Raw genomic sequence first — 16,522 nt, forward strand, 5'->3', positions numbered from 1 at the left:
CGAAGCTGTTGACCATGAGCGTCGATACACCCCGCAGGATCGTGCTGCTCCGCCACGCCAAGGCAGACTGGAACCAGGAGTCCGACCACGAGCGCCCCCTCGCCGACCGAGGCCGCACGGACGCCCCCGTCGCGGGCCGCAAGCTCGCCGAGACCGGCATCGCCTTCGACCTGGCCCTCTGCTCGACCGCCCTCAGAACCAGGGAGACCTGGAAGCTGGCCGTGCACGAACTGCCGCAGCGCCCCAAGACCGTGTACGAGGAGCGACTGTACGAGGCCTCGATCGGCGAGCTCATCGCCCTGCTCAACGAGACCCCGGAAGACGTCCGCAACCTCCTCCTCATCGGCCACAACCCCGGGATGCACGGCCTCGCCGACGCCCTCGCGGGCGACGCGGACGGCGACGCCCAGTCCCGCATGAACCGCAGCGGCTTCCCCGCCTCCGCGTTCGCCGTCCTCACCTTCGACGGCTCCTGGAAGGCGGTCGAGCTCGGCACCGCGCGGCTCGTGCACTTCTGGGCCCCGCACGACTGACGAGCCGTACCCCCGCTCCGTACGCGAAAGGGCCCGGTCGTCCGACGACGACCGGGCCCTCTCCGTACGGGCGAACCGATGGCTCAGTGCAGCAGGTCCTGGCCGCCGTCGGCGACCTCGACCTCCTCGCGCGTGATCCCCAGCAGATAGAGCACGGTGTCCAGGAACGGCACGTTCACCGCCGTGTCCGCGGCCTTGCGCACCACCGGCTTGGCGTTGAACGCCACCCCGAGACCCGCCGCGTTCAGCATGTCCAGGTCGTTGGCCCCGTCGCCGATGGCCACGGTCTGCGCCAGCGGCACACCCGCCTCCGTGGCGAACCGGCGCAGCAGCCGCGCCTTGCCCGCACGGTCCACGATCTCGCCGGTCACCCGCCCGGTGAGCTTGCCGTCCACGATCTCCAGCGTGTTGGCCGAGGCGAAGTCGAGGCCGAGCCGCTCCTTCAGATCATCGGTGACCTGCGTGAACCCGCCGGAGACGACGCCCACCTGGTAGCCGAGCCGCTTGAGCGTACGGATCAGGGTCCGGGCCCCCGGCGTCAGCCGCACCTCCGCGCGGACCTTGTCGACCACGGAGGCGTCGAGCCCGGCCAGCAGCTCCACCCGCGCGTGCAGGGACTGCTCGAAGTCCAGCTCGCCGCGCATCGCGGCCGCCGTCACCTCGGCGACCTTGTCCTCGCACCCCGCGTGCGCCGCGAAGAGCTCGATGACCTCGTCCTGGATCAGGGTCGAGTCGACGTCCATGACGACGAGCCGCTGGGCCCGCCGGTGCAGCCCGGCGGAGACCACGGCCACGTCCACCCCGATGGTGTGGGCCTCGGTCGCCAGCGCGGTCCGCAGCGGCTCGGTCTCGCAGCCCGAGACGGCGAACTCCACGGCCGTCACCGGATACTTCGCGAGGCGGAAGATACGGTCGATGTTGCCGCCCGACTCCGCGATCCTGGCCGCTATGGCCGCCGTCTGCTCCGCGGTGAGCGGGTTGCCGAGCACGGTGACGTGCGAGCGTCCCTCACCGCGCGGCCGGTTGTCACCCGTACCGGAGATGATCTCGGCCTGGAGCTTCAGGGACTCGGCCCAGCTGTGGACGGTCGCCCTCAGCTCGCCCTGCGAGGCGACGGTCGGCTCGGTGACGAGCGCGCACAGGACGAGCCGGCCGCGGGAGACGACCTGCTCGATGTCCACGACGTCGACGGAGTAGGCGGCGAGGGTGTCGAAGAGTCCGGCGGTGATCCCGGGACGGTCCTTGCCGAAGATCTTGACGAGAAGGGTGGGAACGTCTGAGGTCTGCGATGCGCTCATGGTGGTTCCACCGTATCGGGCACCGCGTGCCACCTGACCCCCCGTCCCGCCCAGCGGACACCCGAGTGGTCGACGACATGCCTCGAAGGTCTTCACACGGCCCGACTTTCCGATACGGGACCGGGCCTGAAATAGTTCCCCAGGATGATTCGCCATCCCTGGACTCCCGAACACGGGGGTACATCGGGGGACAAGTAGTGGGGCTCGGAGTGCCAGAACTCGTACTGGAATTGAACGGCAGGACCTGGACGCTCGATCCGTCCCGGTCGTACACCCTGGGCAGGGACCCTCAGGGCGACCTGGTCATCGACGACGCCAGGGTCTCGTGGCGTCACGCCACCATCAGCTGGGGCGGCCGGAGTTGGGTCATCGAGGACCACGGCTCCACGAACGGCACGTTCGTCCACGGGCAGCGGATCCACCAGATGGAGATCGGCCCCGGATCGGCCGTCAACCTCGGCAACGCGACCGACGGCCCCCGGCTGAATCTCGCGGCCTCCGGCGCGGCCGCCGTACCGCAGCAGCAGGCCCCGGCTCATCAGGCCCCGGCCCATCAGCCCGCCGCCGCGGCGCAGGCCGACTGGGCCACGCACCAGGCACCCCCGCAGCAGCAGGGCTGGCCGCAGCACGGTGCGCAGGGCGGACACGCCCCCGCGCACCAGCAGGTCCCGCACCAGCAGGGCCCGGCCGGGCACCCGGGGCAGGGTGGCCCCGTCGAGCAGCTCGCGCAGAAGGTTCCCGGCGGCGGACCGGTGGCCGCGTCGTCGGCCTACGCAGACCGCAGCCCCACCACGTTCCACCAGCTCAACCTCGGCCACGTCATGCGCATCGGCCGTGCCCTCGAGAACGAGCTGGTCGTCTCCGACCTCCAGGTCTCGCGGCACCACGCCGACTTCCACGCGACGCCCGACGGCCGCTTCGAGATCCGCGACCTCGGCTCGCACAACGGCACGTACGTCAACGGCCAGCCGATCCCGAAGGGCGGCTCCGCCGTCCTCGGCCCGCAGGACATCGTCGGCGTCGGCCACTCGACGTTCCGTATCGTCGGCGGCCAGCTCGAAGAGTTCGTCGACACCGGCTCCGTCTCCTTCTCGGCCCGCCACCTCACGGTCACGGTCGACGGCGGCAAGCAGATCCTCCGCGACGTCACCTTCGGCGTCCCCGAGAAGTCGCTGATCGGCGTCATCGGCCCGTCCGGCTCCGGAAAGTCCACGCTGCTCAAGGCGCTGACCGGCTACCGCCCGGCCAACGAGGGCGACGTCCTCTACGACAACCGCAGCCTCTACAAGCAGTTCGCCGAGCTGCGCCAGCGCATCGGTCTGGTCCCGCAGGACGACATCCTGCACAAGGAGCTGACCGTCGTGAAGGCGCTCCGCTACGCGGCCAAGCTCCGCTTCCCCGGCGACACCGCCGAGGCCGAGCGTGAGGCCCGTATCGACGAGGTCCTGCGCGAGCTCAAGCTCGACATCCACAAGGAGAAGAAGGTCACCTCCCTCTCCGGTGGCCAGCGCAAGCGCGTCTCCGTCGCCCTGGAGCTCCTCACCAAGCCGTCGCTGATCTTCCTGGACGAGCCGACCTCCGGCCTCGACCCGGGCATGGACCGCGATGTCATGCAGCTGCTCCGCGGCCTCGCCGACGACGGCCGCACGGTCCTCGTCGTCACCCACTCGGTGGCCGAGCTCGGCCTCTGCGACAAGCTCCTCGTCATGGCGCCCGGCGGCTCGGTGGCGTACTTCGGCCCGCCGGAGGAGGCGCTGAACTTCTTCGGCTACTCCACCTGGGCCGACGTCTTCTCCGCCTTCGAGAACTACCGCGACTACGACTGGGCGGGCCGCTGGAAGGGCTCGCAGCACTACCAGATGTACGCCGCGGACATCGACGCCGTCGCCGCGCAGCCCGTCCAGATGCCGCAGCAGGCGATGGCCCGCCCGCCGAAGCCGCAGGGCTGGGGCTCCCAGCTGTGGACGCTGATCCGCCGCTACGTCTCGGTGATCGCCTCCGACAAGGGCTTCCTGGGCCTGATGGTGATCCTGCCGGCCGTCCTCGGCGCGGTCTCGGTCGTCATCCCCGCGGACTTCGGCCTCGGCTCGCCGACGCCGCCGTCCCGCTTCAACGGCGACGCGGGCACGATCATGCTGATCCTCGCGGTCGGCATGTGCTTCAGCGGCGCCGCCAACTCGGTCCGTGAACTGATCAAGGAGCGGGTCATCTACGAGAGGGAACGCGCCACCGGCCTCTCCCGCTCGGCGTACCTGATGTCCAAGGTGATCGTCCTCGGCCTCATCACGGCCTTCCAGGGCGTCATCATCTGCGGCATCGGCTTCTCCACCCGCGCGCTGCCGGCGGAGGGCCTCTTCATGCCCCCGGCCGTCGAGCTCTGCATCCAGGTGATCGCCCTCGGCCTCACCTCGATGATGTTCGGCCTGGTCATCTCCGCGCTCGTGAAGACCGCCGAGAAGACCATGCCGCTCCTCGTCATGTTCGCGATCATCCAGGTCGTCTTCACCGGCATCCTCTTCCAGGTGTACGGCTCGCCCGGCCTGGAGCAGTTCGCCTGGCTGATGCCCTCCCGCTGGGGCATCGCCGGCGCCGGCACCACCCTCGACCTGGCCCGCCTCATGCCGCCGTGGGACCACAAGAACCCGACCGACACCGACCCCCTGTGGGAGCACACGGTCGGCCAGTGGAGCCTGGACCTCGGCATCCAGCTCCTGATGGCGGTCGTCTGCTGCTTCGTCGTGGCGCGGCTGCTGCGCCGCCACGAGCCCGAGGTCATGCGCAAGTAACGACCGAGGCAGTACGCCGAAGGGCGGCACCCCGCACAGGGGGTGCCGCCCTTCGGCGTACAGGAGGTGCGACAGCGGATCAGTACGCGCTGTTGACGTTGTCGATCGAGCCGTAGCGGTCGGCCGCGTAGTTGGCGGCGGCGACGAGGTTGGCGACCGGGTCGTACTGGTCGAACTTGGTGCCCGGGATGTGGTAGGCCTTGAAGGTCGGGTAGATGACCTGCAGCAGGCCCTTCGACGGGACGCCGTTGATGGCGTTGATGTCCCAGTTGTTGATGGCCCGCGGGTTGCCGCTGGACTCACGCATGATGTTCTTGTGCAGGCCGTTGTACGTGCCCGGGATGTTGTGCTTGTCCATGATGAACAGCGCCTCGCGGATCCAGCCGTCGAGGTTGTTCGCGAAGACCGGGGTGCGGGCGACGGAACGGCTCGCGGCGGCCTTCTCCGCGGCGCGCTTCTTCGCGTCCGCCTTGGCCTTGGCGGCGGCCTTCGCCTTCGCGGCGGCCTTGGCCCGGGCCTGGGCGTCGGCCTTCGCCTTGGCGGCGGCCTTGGCCTTGGCGGCGGCCTGGGCGTCGGCCTTCGCCTTCGCGGCGGCCTTGGCCTTGGCGTCGGCCTCCTGCTTGGCCTTCAGGCCGATGGTGGTCTGCTGCTCGGTGACGCTGGCGGCCAGCGCCTTCGCCTGCGGGCTGGCGGCGTCGTACGACCAGGCGACCTGCTGCGTGTGGGAGAGGGCCTGGGGCTCGGTCTCGGTGGAGCCACCGTTGCCCGGTACGAGGGAGAGGGTGAGCGCGGCCGCGCCCAGAGCGGCGACGCCGGCGATCGTGGCCTTGTGGGTCTTCTTCAGACCACGACTGTGGCCGGGAGTGTTCGCAGACATCAGGACTACCTCTTCGAATCGCTGGGGGGTCGCTCGCCGGGGGCGGCGCTGCGCCTGCTTCGGCGGCGACGGGGGCAATTCTTAGCGGCAGCAAAAACGTGTGGCAAAGGTGTGACGTACGATCCCGGGTAGTGGATCAGGGGCCCGTGCACGGGCCATGGAATGCCCTGTGTGGCCAGATTCCTCCACGTCTATCTGGCCTCGCGGCGTCCACTAGGGGTCTTCGTAAGTGATGTGGGTCCTATGCGCGGGCTCACATCGGGCACGTAACAAACTCACCACGCGTTGCGACAGCAATGCAGACGGTGAGGCAGGTCCTCCGTAGGCCCTCCACAGGCCTTCGCCAGGTCCTCCGCAGGGAGGAGAAGGGGCGCCCCCGGCCTACGACCGGAGGCGCCCCTTCACCCCCTCACCCCTTCACACCCTCACCCCACTGACTCCCGCGCCAGCTCCGGTGCCACGCACCGCCCGCTGGCCGGCCGCCGGTCGAGCAGCCGGAGGAAGCCCGGCACGACGGAGTCCGGAGAGGGCCGCGTACCGATCCCCGAGGGCTCCGCGGCCGCGTACATGTCCGTCTCCATGTCACCCGGGTCGACCGCCCACACCCGCAGCGCGGGCTCCTCGACGGCGAGCACGCCCGCCAGCAGGTCGACGGCGGCCTTCGACGCCCCGTACCCGCCCCACGTCGCGTACGGCTCGACGGCCGCCTCCGAACTGAGCATGATCACCGCCCCCGCGTCGCTCGCCCGCAGCAGCGGCAGGCTCTCCTGCACCAGACCGAGCACCGCGACGACGTTCGTCTCCAGGGCGGCCCGCAGACCGTCCAGCGGCTGGTCCTGGAGGCGCGGGAGCGGAGCGGCGCCCAGCACGCCGGCGTTGTTCACCAGCAGATCGAGCCCGCCGAGGTCCCGGGCCGCGGCCACCAGCGCCCGCCGGTGCGCGGCGTCCCCGACATCGCCGGGCAGAGCGACCACCCGCGCGCCGTGCGCCGCGCGGAGAGCGGCCGCGCTCTCCGCCAGCGTTCCCGCGGTCCGGGCGTTCAGGACGAGGTCCCAGCCCCGTCCGGCAAGCGCGTGGGCAAGCGCCCGGCCGAGCCCCTTCGACGCCCCCGTGACGATCGCGACAGCCATGACCCCGTCCCCCTATGTATCCGTGGCGCCCCGCACGATCCGCGGACGCCGCCGGACCCCACCCTCCGGCACGACCGGGCCCCGCCGCCTCGGCCGGGCGCCCGGCCCGCCGAGGCCATGGGTCCTAGGTCCCGGGTCCCCCTCCCACGCGGTCCCCGGGCGGATACGCACGGTCACACCCCGCCGGTACGGTGAACACATGAGCCACCGACCGAGCTCCGGCCTCGCCGCCGTGAGCACCGCCCTCCTCGCGATGAGCCGCCACCTGGAGGTCCGCGACGTCCTCAAGACGATCGTCGCCTCCGCCCGCGAGCTCCTCGACGCCGAATACGCGGCGCTGGGCGTCCCGGACGACCACGGCGGCTTCGCCCAGTTCGTGGTCGACGGCGTCAGCGACGAGCAGTGGAAGGCGATCGGCCCGCTGCCGAGGCAGCACGGCATCCTCGCGGCGATGCTCCACAAGGCCGAGCCGGAGCGCCTCGCCGACGTGCGCGAGGACCCCCGCTTCGAGGGCTGGCCCGCGGCCCACCCCGAGATGTCCGACTTCCTCGGCCTCCCCGTGCGGGACGGCGACGAGATCCTCGGCGCCCTCTTCCTCGCCAACAAGCGCTGTCCGAAGGAGACGGGAAGCTGCGGCTTCACGGCGGAGGACGAGGAACTGCTCTCGATCCTCGCCCAGCACGCGGCCATCGCCCTCACCAACGCCCGGCTGTACGAGCGCAGCCGCGAGCTCACCATCGCGGAGGAGCGCTCCCGGCTCGCCCACGAGCTCCACGACGCCGTGAGCCAGAAGCTCTTCTCCCTCCGGCTCACGGCCCAGGCGGCGGCAGCCCTCGTCGACCGCGACCCGGCCCGGGCCAAGGACGAGCTCCAGCAGGTCGCCGTCCTCGCGGCCGAGGCGGCCGACGAGCTGCGAGCGGCGGTCGTCGAACTGCGCCCGGCGGCGCTCGACGAGGACGGCCTCGTCCACACCCTGCGCACCCAGATCCAGGTCATGGACCGCGCGCACACGGCCCGGGTCACCTTCGAGAGCCCGGGGATCCGCGCCCTGCCCGCGGCCCAGGAGGAGGCGGTGCTCCGCGTCGCCCAGGAGGCCCTGCACAACGCCCTGCGCCACGCCGAGGCCGAGCTCGTCACCGTCACCCTGGCCCGCAGCGGCCCGGGCGCGCGGCTCACCGTCACCGACGACGGCAAGGGCTTCGACCCGCGCACGGTCCGCAGCGCGGGGCGCCACCTCGGCCTGGTCTCCATGCGGGACAGGGCGGGCGGCGTCGGCGGCGGACTCACCGTGACCTCGGCCCCCGGCGAGGGCACCACGATCGAGATGGAGGTTCCCGGTGGCTGACAAGCCGATCCGTGTCCTGCTGGTCGACGACCACCAGGTCGTCCGCCGCGGCCTGCGCACCTTCCTCGAGGTGCAGGAGGACATAGAGGTGGTGGGGGAGGCCTCCGACGGCGCCGAAGGCGTCGCCCGCGCCGAGGAGCTCCGCCCCGACGTGGTCCTCATGGACGTGAAGATGCCCGGCACCGACGGCATCGAGGCGCTGAAGCGGCTCCGCGAGCTCGCCAACCCGGCCAGGGTCCTCATCGTCACGAGCTTCACCGAACAGCGCACGGTCGTCCCCGCGCTCCGCGCCGGAGCCTCCGGATACGTCTACAAGGACATCGACCCCGAGGCCCTGGCCGGTGCCATCCGCTCCGTCCACGCCGGACACGTCCTGCTCCAGCCGGAGGTCGCCGAGGCACTCCTCAGCCAGGAGGACCAGCCGAGCGGTACGGGGCGGGGCACGACCCTCACCGAGCGCGAGCGCGAGGTCCTCGGCCTGATCGCGGACGGCCGGTCCAACCGAGAGATCGCCCGCGCGCTCGTCCTCTCCGAGAAGACGGTCAAGACGCACGTCTCGAACATCCTGATGAAACTCGACCTGGCGGACCGCACCCAGGCCGCCCTCTGGGCAGTCCGCCACGGCCTCACCGACTGACGCGCCCCCCAGCGCGCCGGGGCGCACGACCGTTCAGTCATTCATACCGTCGTGTGTATATCCCCCGTTCGGCGCAACCCGACGGGAGCGGCGGCGTTCTCCATGGCGTGCTGCGGCGGACCGGCCGCAGCGATGACCAGGAGGATGTACCAAGTGAAGAACCTCAAGAAGGCCGCTGCCGTCACCATGGTCGCCGGTGGCATCATCGCCGCCGGTGCGGGTGTCGCCTCCGCCCACGGCGCCGAGGCCAACGGCAAGGCCCTCAACTCGCCGGGCGTCGCGTCCGGCAACCTGGTGCAGGTCCCGGTCCACGTCCCCGTGAACGTCTCCGGCAACACGGTCAACGTGATCGGCCTGCTCAACCCGGCCTTCGGCAACCACGCCCTCAACGGCTGAGCCACCCCAGAACCACCGGCCCCCGGAAGATCCCCCGGGGGCCGGCCCCTTTTCCCCAGCCTCCGCGCGAAGCGCTCGGGCCCCGACGAGGGGGCCGGGGTTTCAGAACCCCCGTTCCCGCTCCCTCTCGCGCTCCCTCTCTTCCACATAAGAGTTGTACGCGGCGACCTGAGCCCGCCGCGCCACCCGCTCCACCGGCCGCAGCGCCTCCCCCCGAGCCGCCATCTCCGAGGCGCTGACCGCACCCCCGTGCCCGTGGTCGTACGCCAGGTCCACAAGGAGACCGATCCGCTGGGCCAGCTCAAGGACCCGCACGGCCCGCGGCGGATAGCCGGGGGCGAGCACCTCCCGCCCCACCTCCGCCCGCGCCCGGTACGCCTCGCGTGCCGCGTCGGCCGCCGGACCCGAGGCCGCGACGTCCAGCCGCGTCAGCACGGCCGTCGCATCCCGCAGCGCCTCGGCGAGCTCCCGCTCGGCCTCGCCGAGCGACGGCACGTCCGCGGGCGGAGCCTCCCGCACGGCGAGGCAGCGCCAGACGACCTCCACGTGCACGTCACCGGCCGGCCCCGCCTCCGAGACCTCCGGCACGAGACCGTACGGTGCGCCGAAGCCGACCACGGCCTCCGCGGCCTCCAGGGCACGCGCGTTGAAATCCGGCGGCCCGCTCAACCCCAGCGGATGCCCCGGCGCGGGCAGTGCCACCCGCCACCCGGTCACCCCGAGCTGCCGCAGCCGGCCCAGCGCCAGCGTCAGCCCCACCGGCGCCGCCTCACCCGGCAGCCCCTCCACGCGGTGCACCGCGTCCTCCCCGACAATGGCCAGCGCCGCGTCGTCCGGCGACACCGCCCCGGCCAGCAGGGCATTGCCCCAGGCGGCCAGGCGTCCTGAGCGTGGTTCCGAAAGCATCCCCCCAGACTAAGGACTCAAAGGACGCCCTAGGGACCGGCCCGCTCCGTCGATAACGTAGGTTTTCCCCTGGACGCCGCGCCCATCGGTGCAAGGCGACGACACGACTCGACCGCAAGGGGAGACAACGCGCTCATGAGCGATGTACTGGAGCTGGTGGACGTATCCGTGGTCCGCGACGGACGGGCTCTGGTGGACGAGGTCTCCTGGTCGGTCAAGGAGGGCGAGCGCTGGGTGATCCTCGGACCCAACGGCGCCGGCAAGACCACCCTTCTGAACATCGCCTCCAGCTACCTCTTCCCCACCAAGGGATCCGCCACGATCCTCGGCGAGCAGCTCGGCGGCGTCGGCACCGACGTCTTCGAACTCCGCCCCCGCATCGGCATGGCCGGCATCGCCATGGCGGAGAAGCTGCCCAAGGGCCAGACCGTCCTCCAGACCGTCCTCACCGCCGCGTACGGCATGACGGCCACCTGGCACGAGGACTACGACCCGGTCGACGAGCAGCGCGCCAAGGCCTTCCTCGACCGCCTCGGCATGAACGACTACCTGGACCGCAAGTTCGGCACCCTCTCCGAGGGCGAGCGCAAGCGCACCCTGATCGCCCGCGCGATGATGACCGACCCCGAGCTGCTCCTCCTCGACGAGCCCGCCGCCGGTCTCGACCTCGGCGGCCGCGAGGACCTCGTCCGCCGTCTCGGCCGCCTCGCCCGTGACCCGTACGCCCCCTCCATGATCATGGTCACGCACCACGTCGAGGAGATCGCCCCCGGGTTCACCCACGTCCTGATGATCCGTCAGGGCAAGGTCCTCGCCGCCGGCCCGGTGGAGATGGAGCTGACCTCCCGTAACCTCTCGCTCTGCTTCGGCCTCCCGCTCGTCGTCGAGCGCGTCGGCGACCGCTGGACCGCCCAGGGCCTGCCCCTGAAGTAGCGGACCGGAGCGCCGGCGTCCCGCACAGCCGCCCGCGCCCTGTCCCGGAGGGACCCCACCGCCCTACCATGACCACGTGGACATCGACGCGTGGGTCTGGTGGTTGATCGGCGCGGTGGGGCTCGGCATTCCGCTGGTCCTGACCGCGATGCCGGAGTTCGGCATGCTGTCCGTCGGCGCGGTCGCCGGGGCGGTGACCGCCGCGCTCGGCTTCGGCGTCACCCCGCAGGTGATCGTCTTCGCCGTCGCCTCGGTGGCCCTGATCGCGGTGGTCCGCCCGATCGCCGCCCGCCACCGCGACGACAGGCCCCGACTGGCCAGCGGCATCGACGCCCTGAAGGGGCGTCAGGCCGTCGTCCTGGAGCGGGTCGACGCAGCCGGCGGGGGCCGCATCAAGCTCGCCGGCGAGATCTGGTCCGCCCGCGCGCTCGACAGCGGACTGACCTTCGAACCGGGCGACCAGGTCGACGTCGTGGAGATCGACGGCGCGACGGCCGTCGTGATGTGACCGAACCTCGCCCATGACGTTCCGCCGTCTGGGAAACTCGATCATCGAAAGCCGTCCGGCAGTCAACCGGTAGCGAAGGGCACGGGGAACACGATGTCAGCAGTCATCATCGTCCTGATCATTCTGGTGGTGCTTGTCTTCATCGCCCTGATCAAGACGATCCAGGTCATCCCGCAGGCGAGCGCGGCGATCGTGGAGCGCTTCGGCCGCTACACCCGCACCCTCAACGCCGGATTGAACATCGTCGTCCCGTTCATCGACTCGATCCGCAACAGGATCGATCTCCGCGAGCAGGTCGTCCCGTTCCCGCCGCAGCCGGTGATCACCCAGGACAACCTCGTCGTCAACATCGACACGGTCATCTACTACCAGGTGACCGACGCCCGGGCCGCGACCTACGAGGTCGCCAGCTACATCCAGGCGATCGAGCAGCTCACCGTCACCACCCTGCGCAACATCATCGGCGGCATGGACCTGGAGCGGACCCTCACCTCCCGCGAGGACATCAACGCCGCGCTCCGCGGCGTCCTCGACGAAGCCACCGGCAAGTGGGGCATCCGCGTCAACCGCGTCGAGCTCAAGGCGATCGAGCCGCCGACCTCCATCCAGGACTCGATGGAGAAGCAGATGCGCGCCGAGCGCGACAAGCGCGCCGCGATCCTCACCGCGGAGGGCACCCGCCAGTCCCAGATCCTCACCGCCGAGGGCGAGAAGCAGTCGGCGATCCTCCGCGCGGAGGGTGAGGCCAAGGCAGCCGCTCTGCGCGCCGAGGGCGAGGCCCAGGCCGTCCGTACGGTCTTCGAGGCCATCCACGCCGGCGACCCCGACCAGAAGCTCCTCTCGTACCAGTACCTCCAGATGCTCCCGAAGATCGCCGAGGGCGACGCCAACAAGCTCTGGATCGTGCCCAGCGAGATCGGCGACGCCCTCAAGGGCCTCTCCGGCGCCTTCGGGAACATGGGCGGCGGCGTCCCCGGCTTCAACACCAAGGACGTACCGGCCGCCAGGCGAGAAGAGCCCCCGGTTGACTGACACGTACACCTAAAGTTCGTGCATGATCGGTGCGAGCCCCTCGACCCTGACGACCTCAGAGCGGGGAGGCGACTCACTGACCATGTAAGGAGATGGCGTTGTCCATCTGGGAAGCACTGGCAGTCTTCGCCGCCGGCATCGGCGCCGGCACCATCAACACCATCGTCGGATCGGGAACGCTCATCACGTTCCCGGTCCTCCTCGCGACCGGACTGCCCCCGATCACCGCGAACGTCTCCAACGCCCTGGGCCTCGTCCCCGGCTCCATCAGCGGGGCCATCGGCTACCGCCGCGAACTGAAGGGCCAGAAGGCCCGCATCATCCGCCTCGGCGGCGTGGCCCTCCTCGGCGGCCTCATCGGCGCGATCCTGCTCCTCGCCCTGCCGTCCGACGCCTTCGACGCGATCGTCCCGGTCCTCATCGGCCTCGCGCTCGTCCTGGTCCTCCTCCAGCCCCGCATCGCCGCCGCCGTACAGCGGCGCCGCGAACAGACCGGCACCGTGGCCCACCCCGACGGCGGCCCCGTCCTTCTCGTCGGCCTCTGCCTCGCCAGCATGTACGGCGGCTACTTCGGCGCCGCCCAAGGAGTGCTCTACCTCTCCCTCATGGGCCTGCTGCTCCACGACACCCTGCAGCGGATCAACGCCGTCAAGAACATCCTCGGCGCCCTCGTCAACGGCGTCGCGGCCGTCTTCTTCCTCTTCGTCGCCGAGTTCGACTGGACGGCCGTCCTCCTCATCGCCGTCGGCTCCACCATCGGCGGCCAGATCGGCGCCAAGGTCGGCCGCAAGCTGCCGCCTTCCGTCCTGCGCGGGGTGATCATCGCCGTCGGCATCGTCGCGATCCTCCAGCTGACACTGAAGTAACCGGCTCCGCCCGGTCCACGGAAGAGCCCGCCTCCCCACAGGGAAGGCGGGCTCGAGCCGTACGAGACGGCTGGCACCGTACGAGACGGTCTACGCGGCCGAGTTCGCGAGCCACTCCGGCAGCGCCGACCGCTCACCGGCCCGCAGCGCGAGCAGCATCGCGTCCGCCGGCGACGGAACGAACGGCTCGTGCAGCAGTGGCATCCCCGCCTGCTCCGGCGTCCGGTCGGCCTTGCGGTGGTTGTCCTCGGCGCAGGAAGCGACGGTGTTCAGCCAACTGTCCCCGCCCCCCTGGGCACGCGGCACGACATGGTCGACGGTCGTCGCCCTCCTCCCGCAGTACGCGCACCGGTGTTGGTCCCGGACCAGCACCCCCCGCCTCGACCACGGGGCGTGTCTTCGGAAGGGCACCCGTACGTACCGGCAGAGCCTGATCACCCGCGGCACCGGAAGATCGACGGCGGCACCTCGCACCCGCAGTTCGGGATGGGCCTGCTCGACGACGGCCTTGTCCTGCAGGACAAGCACCACCGCACGGTTGAGTGTGACCGTCGAAAGCGGCTCGAAGCTCGCGTTCAGTACCAGCGTGTCCCGCATTGTGCCCACCTCCCGTGTGCCGGCCCCGCCCCGGAGCGGGGCGTGGGGCCTGGATCAACGATGGCCGGGCCGGCCGGGGTCGGACAACGTAATTTCCCGTGCAACAAAAGATGCCCGCTTCTGATCTCTCCAAGACCAGAAGCGGGCAAACAACAAACGAACGATCAGACTGCCTCGGGAGCGGCGTACTCGGCGACCAACTGGGCGCGGCCCAGCGTGTGGAACCGCAGGTTGAAACCGATGACCGCCGGCGAGGCACCGTCGTCCGGCCCGAGCTTCGCGCTGTCCACGGCGTACACCGTGAAGACATAACGATGCGCGGGGTCCCCGGCCGGGGGAGCGGCGCCGCCGAACTCCTTCGCGCCGTAGTCGTTCCGGACGTGTACGGCCCCGGCCGGCAGCCCCTCGAACGACCCCGACCCGGCACCGACGGGCAGCTCCGTCACCGACACCGGGATGTCGAACAGCACCCAGTGCCAGAACCCGCTGCCCGTCGGGGCGTCCGGGTCGAAGCACGTGACGGCGAAGCTCTTCGTCCCCTCCGGGAAGCCCTCCCAGCGCAGGTGCGGAGAGGTGTTCCCCGCCGCGTACACCTGTGCGTCCTTCAGGACTCCGCCCGGCGTGACGTCGTCACTCACGACCGTGAACTCCGCCACCGGCGGGTGGAAGTCATGAGGAAGCGGCGCACTCTTGCCCTCGGACACGTGGAAACCTCCGTATCGCCCGTACCTACTGCTAGAGCCAGTTGCGACGGCCACCGACCTCGGCGAGCCACTGGTTCAGGTACGCCGCCCAGTCGGTCGTGTGGAAGTCGTGCAGCCCCACCTTGAACGCACGGAACGAGTCGCTGCCCTCGCCGAACAGACCGGGCTTCTTGTCCATCTCCAGGACGACGTCCATCTCGCGCTCGTCGGCGACGAAGCTGACCTCGACCTGGTTCAGACCGCGGTACTGCTGCGGCGCGAAGAACTCGATCTCCTGGTAGAAGGGCAGCTTCTGCCGCGTCCCCCGGATGTGCCCGCGCTCCATGTCGGCGCTCTTGAAGCGGAAGCCCAGACCGATGAAGGCGTCCAGGATCGCCTGCTGCGCCGGAAGCGGGTGGACGTTGATCGGGTCCAGGTCGCCGGAGTCCACGGCCCGGGCGATCTCCAGCTCGGTGACCACACCGATGTTCATGCCGTGCAGCTGCTGACCGGAGACGGACGTCACCGGGGTCTCCCACGGCACCTCCAGACCGAACGGCACCACGTGCACCGCTCCGGCCTTCACCTCGAAGGCACCGCCCAGCCGCACCTTGAGGAACTCGATGTCCTGCTTGTGCTCCTGGTCGCCACCCTCGACCTCGACCCGCGCCTGCAGCCCGACGGAAAGCGCCTCGATCTGCTGGTCGACATTGCCGCCCTGGATCCGCACCTCACCCTGGACGACACCACCCGGAACCACGTTCGCCTCGGAGAGCACGGTCTCCACGGTGGCCCCACCGGCACCCAGGCTCGCGAGCAGCTTCTTGAAACCCATGACATCCACTCCTTCTCGGTACTGACCTCTACATACGCGCGACGACCGTAGCCGGTTCCCCGCCGCCCGCCACTACGCTCGGCCGCCATGAGCGACACCCCCTCCCGTACGCGCCTCCCGCGGGCCTTCTTCGACCGTCCCGTCCTGGAGGTCGCCCCCGACCTGCTCGGCCGCACCCTCGTCCGCACCTCCCCGGAGGGCCGGGTGGAACTGCGCCTCACGGAGGTGGAGGCGTACGCCGGCGCGATCGACCCCGGCTCGCACGCCTTCCGCGGCCGCACCGCCCGCAACGCCGTCATGTTCGGCCCACCCGGACACGCGTACGTCTACTTCACCTACGGCATGTGGCACTGCCTCAACCTGGTCTGCGGCCCCGAGGGCGAGGCGAGCGGAGTCCTCCTGCGTGCCGGCGAGATCCTGACCGGCGCGGAGCAGGCCCGCACCCGCCGCCGCTCGGCCCGCCAGGACAGGGAGCTGGCCAAGGGCCCGGCCCGCCTGGCCACGGCCCTGGACATCGCCCTCTCCCTGAACGGCACGGACACCTGCGCCGCCGACCCGGACACCCCCCTGACCCTCCTCACCGGCACTCCGCCGACCCCCGACACCATCAGCAGCGGCCCCCGCACGGGCGTGGGCGGCGACGGCGCCCCGCACCCCTGGCGCTTCTGGATCACCGACGACCCGACCGTCAGCCCGTACCGCCCCCACACGCCCCGGAAACGCCGCCTTGACTCCGGCCCTGCGAGCAACTAACGTAGCCCGAGCCGCAAGACACGGGCCTGCTTGTTCAAGCACCCCGTAGTGGCCACCCAACTACTCTCGATGATTCCCCAGCAGGGGCTTATTTCGGTATTCCGAAATTTGATTCGAATGACTCGATTATGAGTCGCCCGAGAAATCAGCTAAAGTAGTGACCACGCCGAAAGGCCCCGGAGCGAAAGCGAAAGGGACCGGAAAGCGCCGGGGAAATCGGATCGGAAAGATCTGATAAGCTTCGGAACGAAGGAAAAGCCCGGAGGAAAGCCCGCGAGGGTGAGTACAAAGGAAGCGTCCGCACCTTGAGAACTCAACAGCGTGCCAAAAATCAACGCCAGATTAGTTGATACCCCGTCCATCTTCGGATGGCGAGGTTCCTTTGAAAGTCCTGCCAGCCCTTGTGG

Annotated in this window: 17 protein-coding genes; 10 read left to right on the forward strand and 7 right to left on the reverse strand. The window is 70.4% G+C overall.

Features of this window, described 5'->3' with window-relative positions; genetic code table 11:
* Positions 1–14 precede the first annotated feature (14 nt).
* Positions 15–533 (forward strand): SixA phosphatase family protein, encoded by a 519-nt coding sequence (locus tag DEJ46_RS30785; protein WP_150271608.1) that lies wholly within the window; start codon positions 15–17, stop codon positions 531–533.
* Positions 534–616: 83 nt separating this feature from the next.
* On the opposite strand, the gene serB is transcribed toward DEJ46_RS30785, so the two are convergent.
* A complete protein-coding gene (serB, locus tag DEJ46_RS30790) occupies positions 617–1,831 on the reverse strand; it encodes a phosphoserine phosphatase SerB (protein WP_150271610.1) in 1,215 nt (404 codons plus the stop codon).
* Between the two features lie 197 nt (positions 1,832–2,028).
* Between serB and DEJ46_RS30795 the strand changes: the two genes are divergently transcribed.
* Complete coding sequence (locus tag DEJ46_RS30795) at positions 2,029–4,617, forward strand: FHA domain-containing protein (RefSeq protein ID WP_150271612.1); 2,589 nt, start codon at positions 2,029–2,031, stop codon at positions 4,615–4,617.
* A 79-nt stretch (positions 4,618–4,696) separates the two neighbouring features.
* On the opposite strand, the gene DEJ46_RS30800 is transcribed toward DEJ46_RS30795, so the two are convergent.
* Together DEJ46_RS30800 and DEJ46_RS30805 are read right to left on the reverse strand one after the other, a co-directional pair.
* Positions 4,697–5,494, reverse strand: a complete 798-nt coding sequence (locus DEJ46_RS30800; RefSeq protein WP_190622972.1) for a transglycosylase SLT domain-containing protein — start codon at positions 5,492–5,494, stop codon at positions 4,697–4,699.
* A gap of 425 nt (positions 5,495–5,919) precedes the next feature.
* On the reverse strand, positions 5,920–6,624 hold the full coding sequence (locus DEJ46_RS30805) for an SDR family NAD(P)-dependent oxidoreductase (protein ID WP_150271614.1): 705 nt from the start codon (positions 6,622–6,624) through the stop codon (positions 5,920–5,922).
* Positions 6,625–6,823: 199 nt separating this feature from the next.
* On the opposite strand from DEJ46_RS30805, the gene DEJ46_RS30810 reads away from it, so the two are divergent.
* The 3 genes from DEJ46_RS30810 to DEJ46_RS30820 all read left to right on the forward strand — a co-directional run bounded on the left by DEJ46_RS30810 (position 6,824) and on the right by DEJ46_RS30820 (position 9,002).
* Entirely contained in the window at positions 6,824–7,969 is a 1,146-nt protein-coding gene (locus DEJ46_RS30810) for a GAF domain-containing sensor histidine kinase (RefSeq protein WP_150271616.1), read from the forward strand.
* Positions 7,962–8,606 (forward strand): response regulator, encoded by a 645-nt coding sequence (locus DEJ46_RS30815; protein ID WP_150271618.1) that lies wholly within the window; start codon positions 7,962–7,964, stop codon positions 8,604–8,606. Before DEJ46_RS30810 ends, DEJ46_RS30815 begins: the two co-directional genes overlap by 8 nt.
* Before the next feature lie 153 nt (positions 8,607–8,759).
* Positions 8,760–9,002 carry a chaplin gene (locus tag DEJ46_RS30820; protein ID WP_150271620.1) on the forward strand — a complete coding sequence of 81 codons (243 nt, stop codon included), beginning with the start codon at positions 8,760–8,762 and terminating at the stop codon, positions 9,000–9,002.
* A gap of 102 nt (positions 9,003–9,104) precedes the next feature.
* Here the strand turns inward: DEJ46_RS30820 and DEJ46_RS30825 are convergent, their stop codons facing one another.
* Positions 9,105–9,908: a hypothetical protein gene (locus DEJ46_RS30825; protein ID WP_150271622.1), complete on the reverse strand. Its 804-nt coding sequence runs from the start codon at positions 9,906–9,908 to the stop codon at positions 9,105–9,107.
* A gap of 135 nt (positions 9,909–10,043) precedes the next feature.
* Here DEJ46_RS30825 and DEJ46_RS30830 point away from each other — a divergent pair, with 135 nt between their 5' ends.
* The 4 genes from DEJ46_RS30830 (at position 10,044) to DEJ46_RS30845 (ending at position 13,247) form a co-directional block, all read left to right on the forward strand.
* Positions 10,044–10,841 (forward strand): ABC transporter ATP-binding protein, encoded by a 798-nt coding sequence (locus DEJ46_RS30830; protein ID WP_150271624.1) that lies wholly within the window; start codon positions 10,044–10,046, stop codon positions 10,839–10,841.
* Positions 10,842–10,917: 76 nt separating this feature from the next.
* On the forward strand, positions 10,918–11,349 hold the full coding sequence (locus tag DEJ46_RS30835; RefSeq protein WP_150271626.1) for an NfeD family protein: 432 nt from the start codon (positions 10,918–10,920) through the stop codon (positions 11,347–11,349).
* A 93-nt stretch (positions 11,350–11,442) separates the two neighbouring features.
* Complete coding sequence (locus DEJ46_RS30840; protein ID WP_150271628.1) at positions 11,443–12,381, forward strand: SPFH domain-containing protein; 939 nt, start codon at positions 11,443–11,445, stop codon at positions 12,379–12,381.
* 92 nt (positions 12,382–12,473) lie between these two features.
* On the forward strand, positions 12,474–13,247 hold the full coding sequence (locus tag DEJ46_RS30845; protein WP_190622974.1) for a sulfite exporter TauE/SafE family protein: 774 nt from the start codon (positions 12,474–12,476) through the stop codon (positions 13,245–13,247).
* A gap of 90 nt (positions 13,248–13,337) precedes the next feature.
* Here the strand turns inward: DEJ46_RS30845 and DEJ46_RS30850 are convergent, their stop codons facing one another.
* The 3 genes from DEJ46_RS30850 to DEJ46_RS30860 form a co-directional block, all read right to left on the reverse strand.
* The gene (locus DEJ46_RS30850) at positions 13,338–13,844 is read right to left on the reverse strand and encodes an HNH endonuclease (RefSeq protein ID WP_055644289.1); all 507 of its coding nucleotides are present in this window, start codon (positions 13,842–13,844) and stop codon (positions 13,338–13,340) included.
* 164 nt (positions 13,845–14,008) lie between these two features.
* A complete protein-coding gene (locus DEJ46_RS30855; protein WP_150271632.1) occupies positions 14,009–14,548 on the reverse strand; it encodes a YbhB/YbcL family Raf kinase inhibitor-like protein in 540 nt (179 codons plus the stop codon).
* A gap of 31 nt (positions 14,549–14,579) precedes the next feature.
* Positions 14,580–15,362: a sporulation protein gene (locus DEJ46_RS30860; RefSeq protein WP_150271634.1), complete on the reverse strand. Its 783-nt coding sequence runs from the start codon at positions 15,360–15,362 to the stop codon at positions 14,580–14,582.
* Positions 15,363–15,449: 87 nt separating this feature from the next.
* On the opposite strand from DEJ46_RS30860, the gene DEJ46_RS30865 reads away from it, so the two are divergent.
* Positions 15,450–16,115 (forward strand): DNA-3-methyladenine glycosylase, encoded by a 666-nt coding sequence (locus DEJ46_RS30865; protein WP_150271636.1) that lies wholly within the window; start codon positions 15,450–15,452, stop codon positions 16,113–16,115.
* The last annotated feature ends 407 nt before the right edge of the window (positions 16,116–16,522 follow it).

Source organism: Streptomyces venezuelae, from assembly GCF_008642375.1.
Lineage (GTDB): Bacteria > Actinomycetota > Actinomycetes > Streptomycetales > Streptomycetaceae > Streptomyces > Streptomyces venezuelae_G.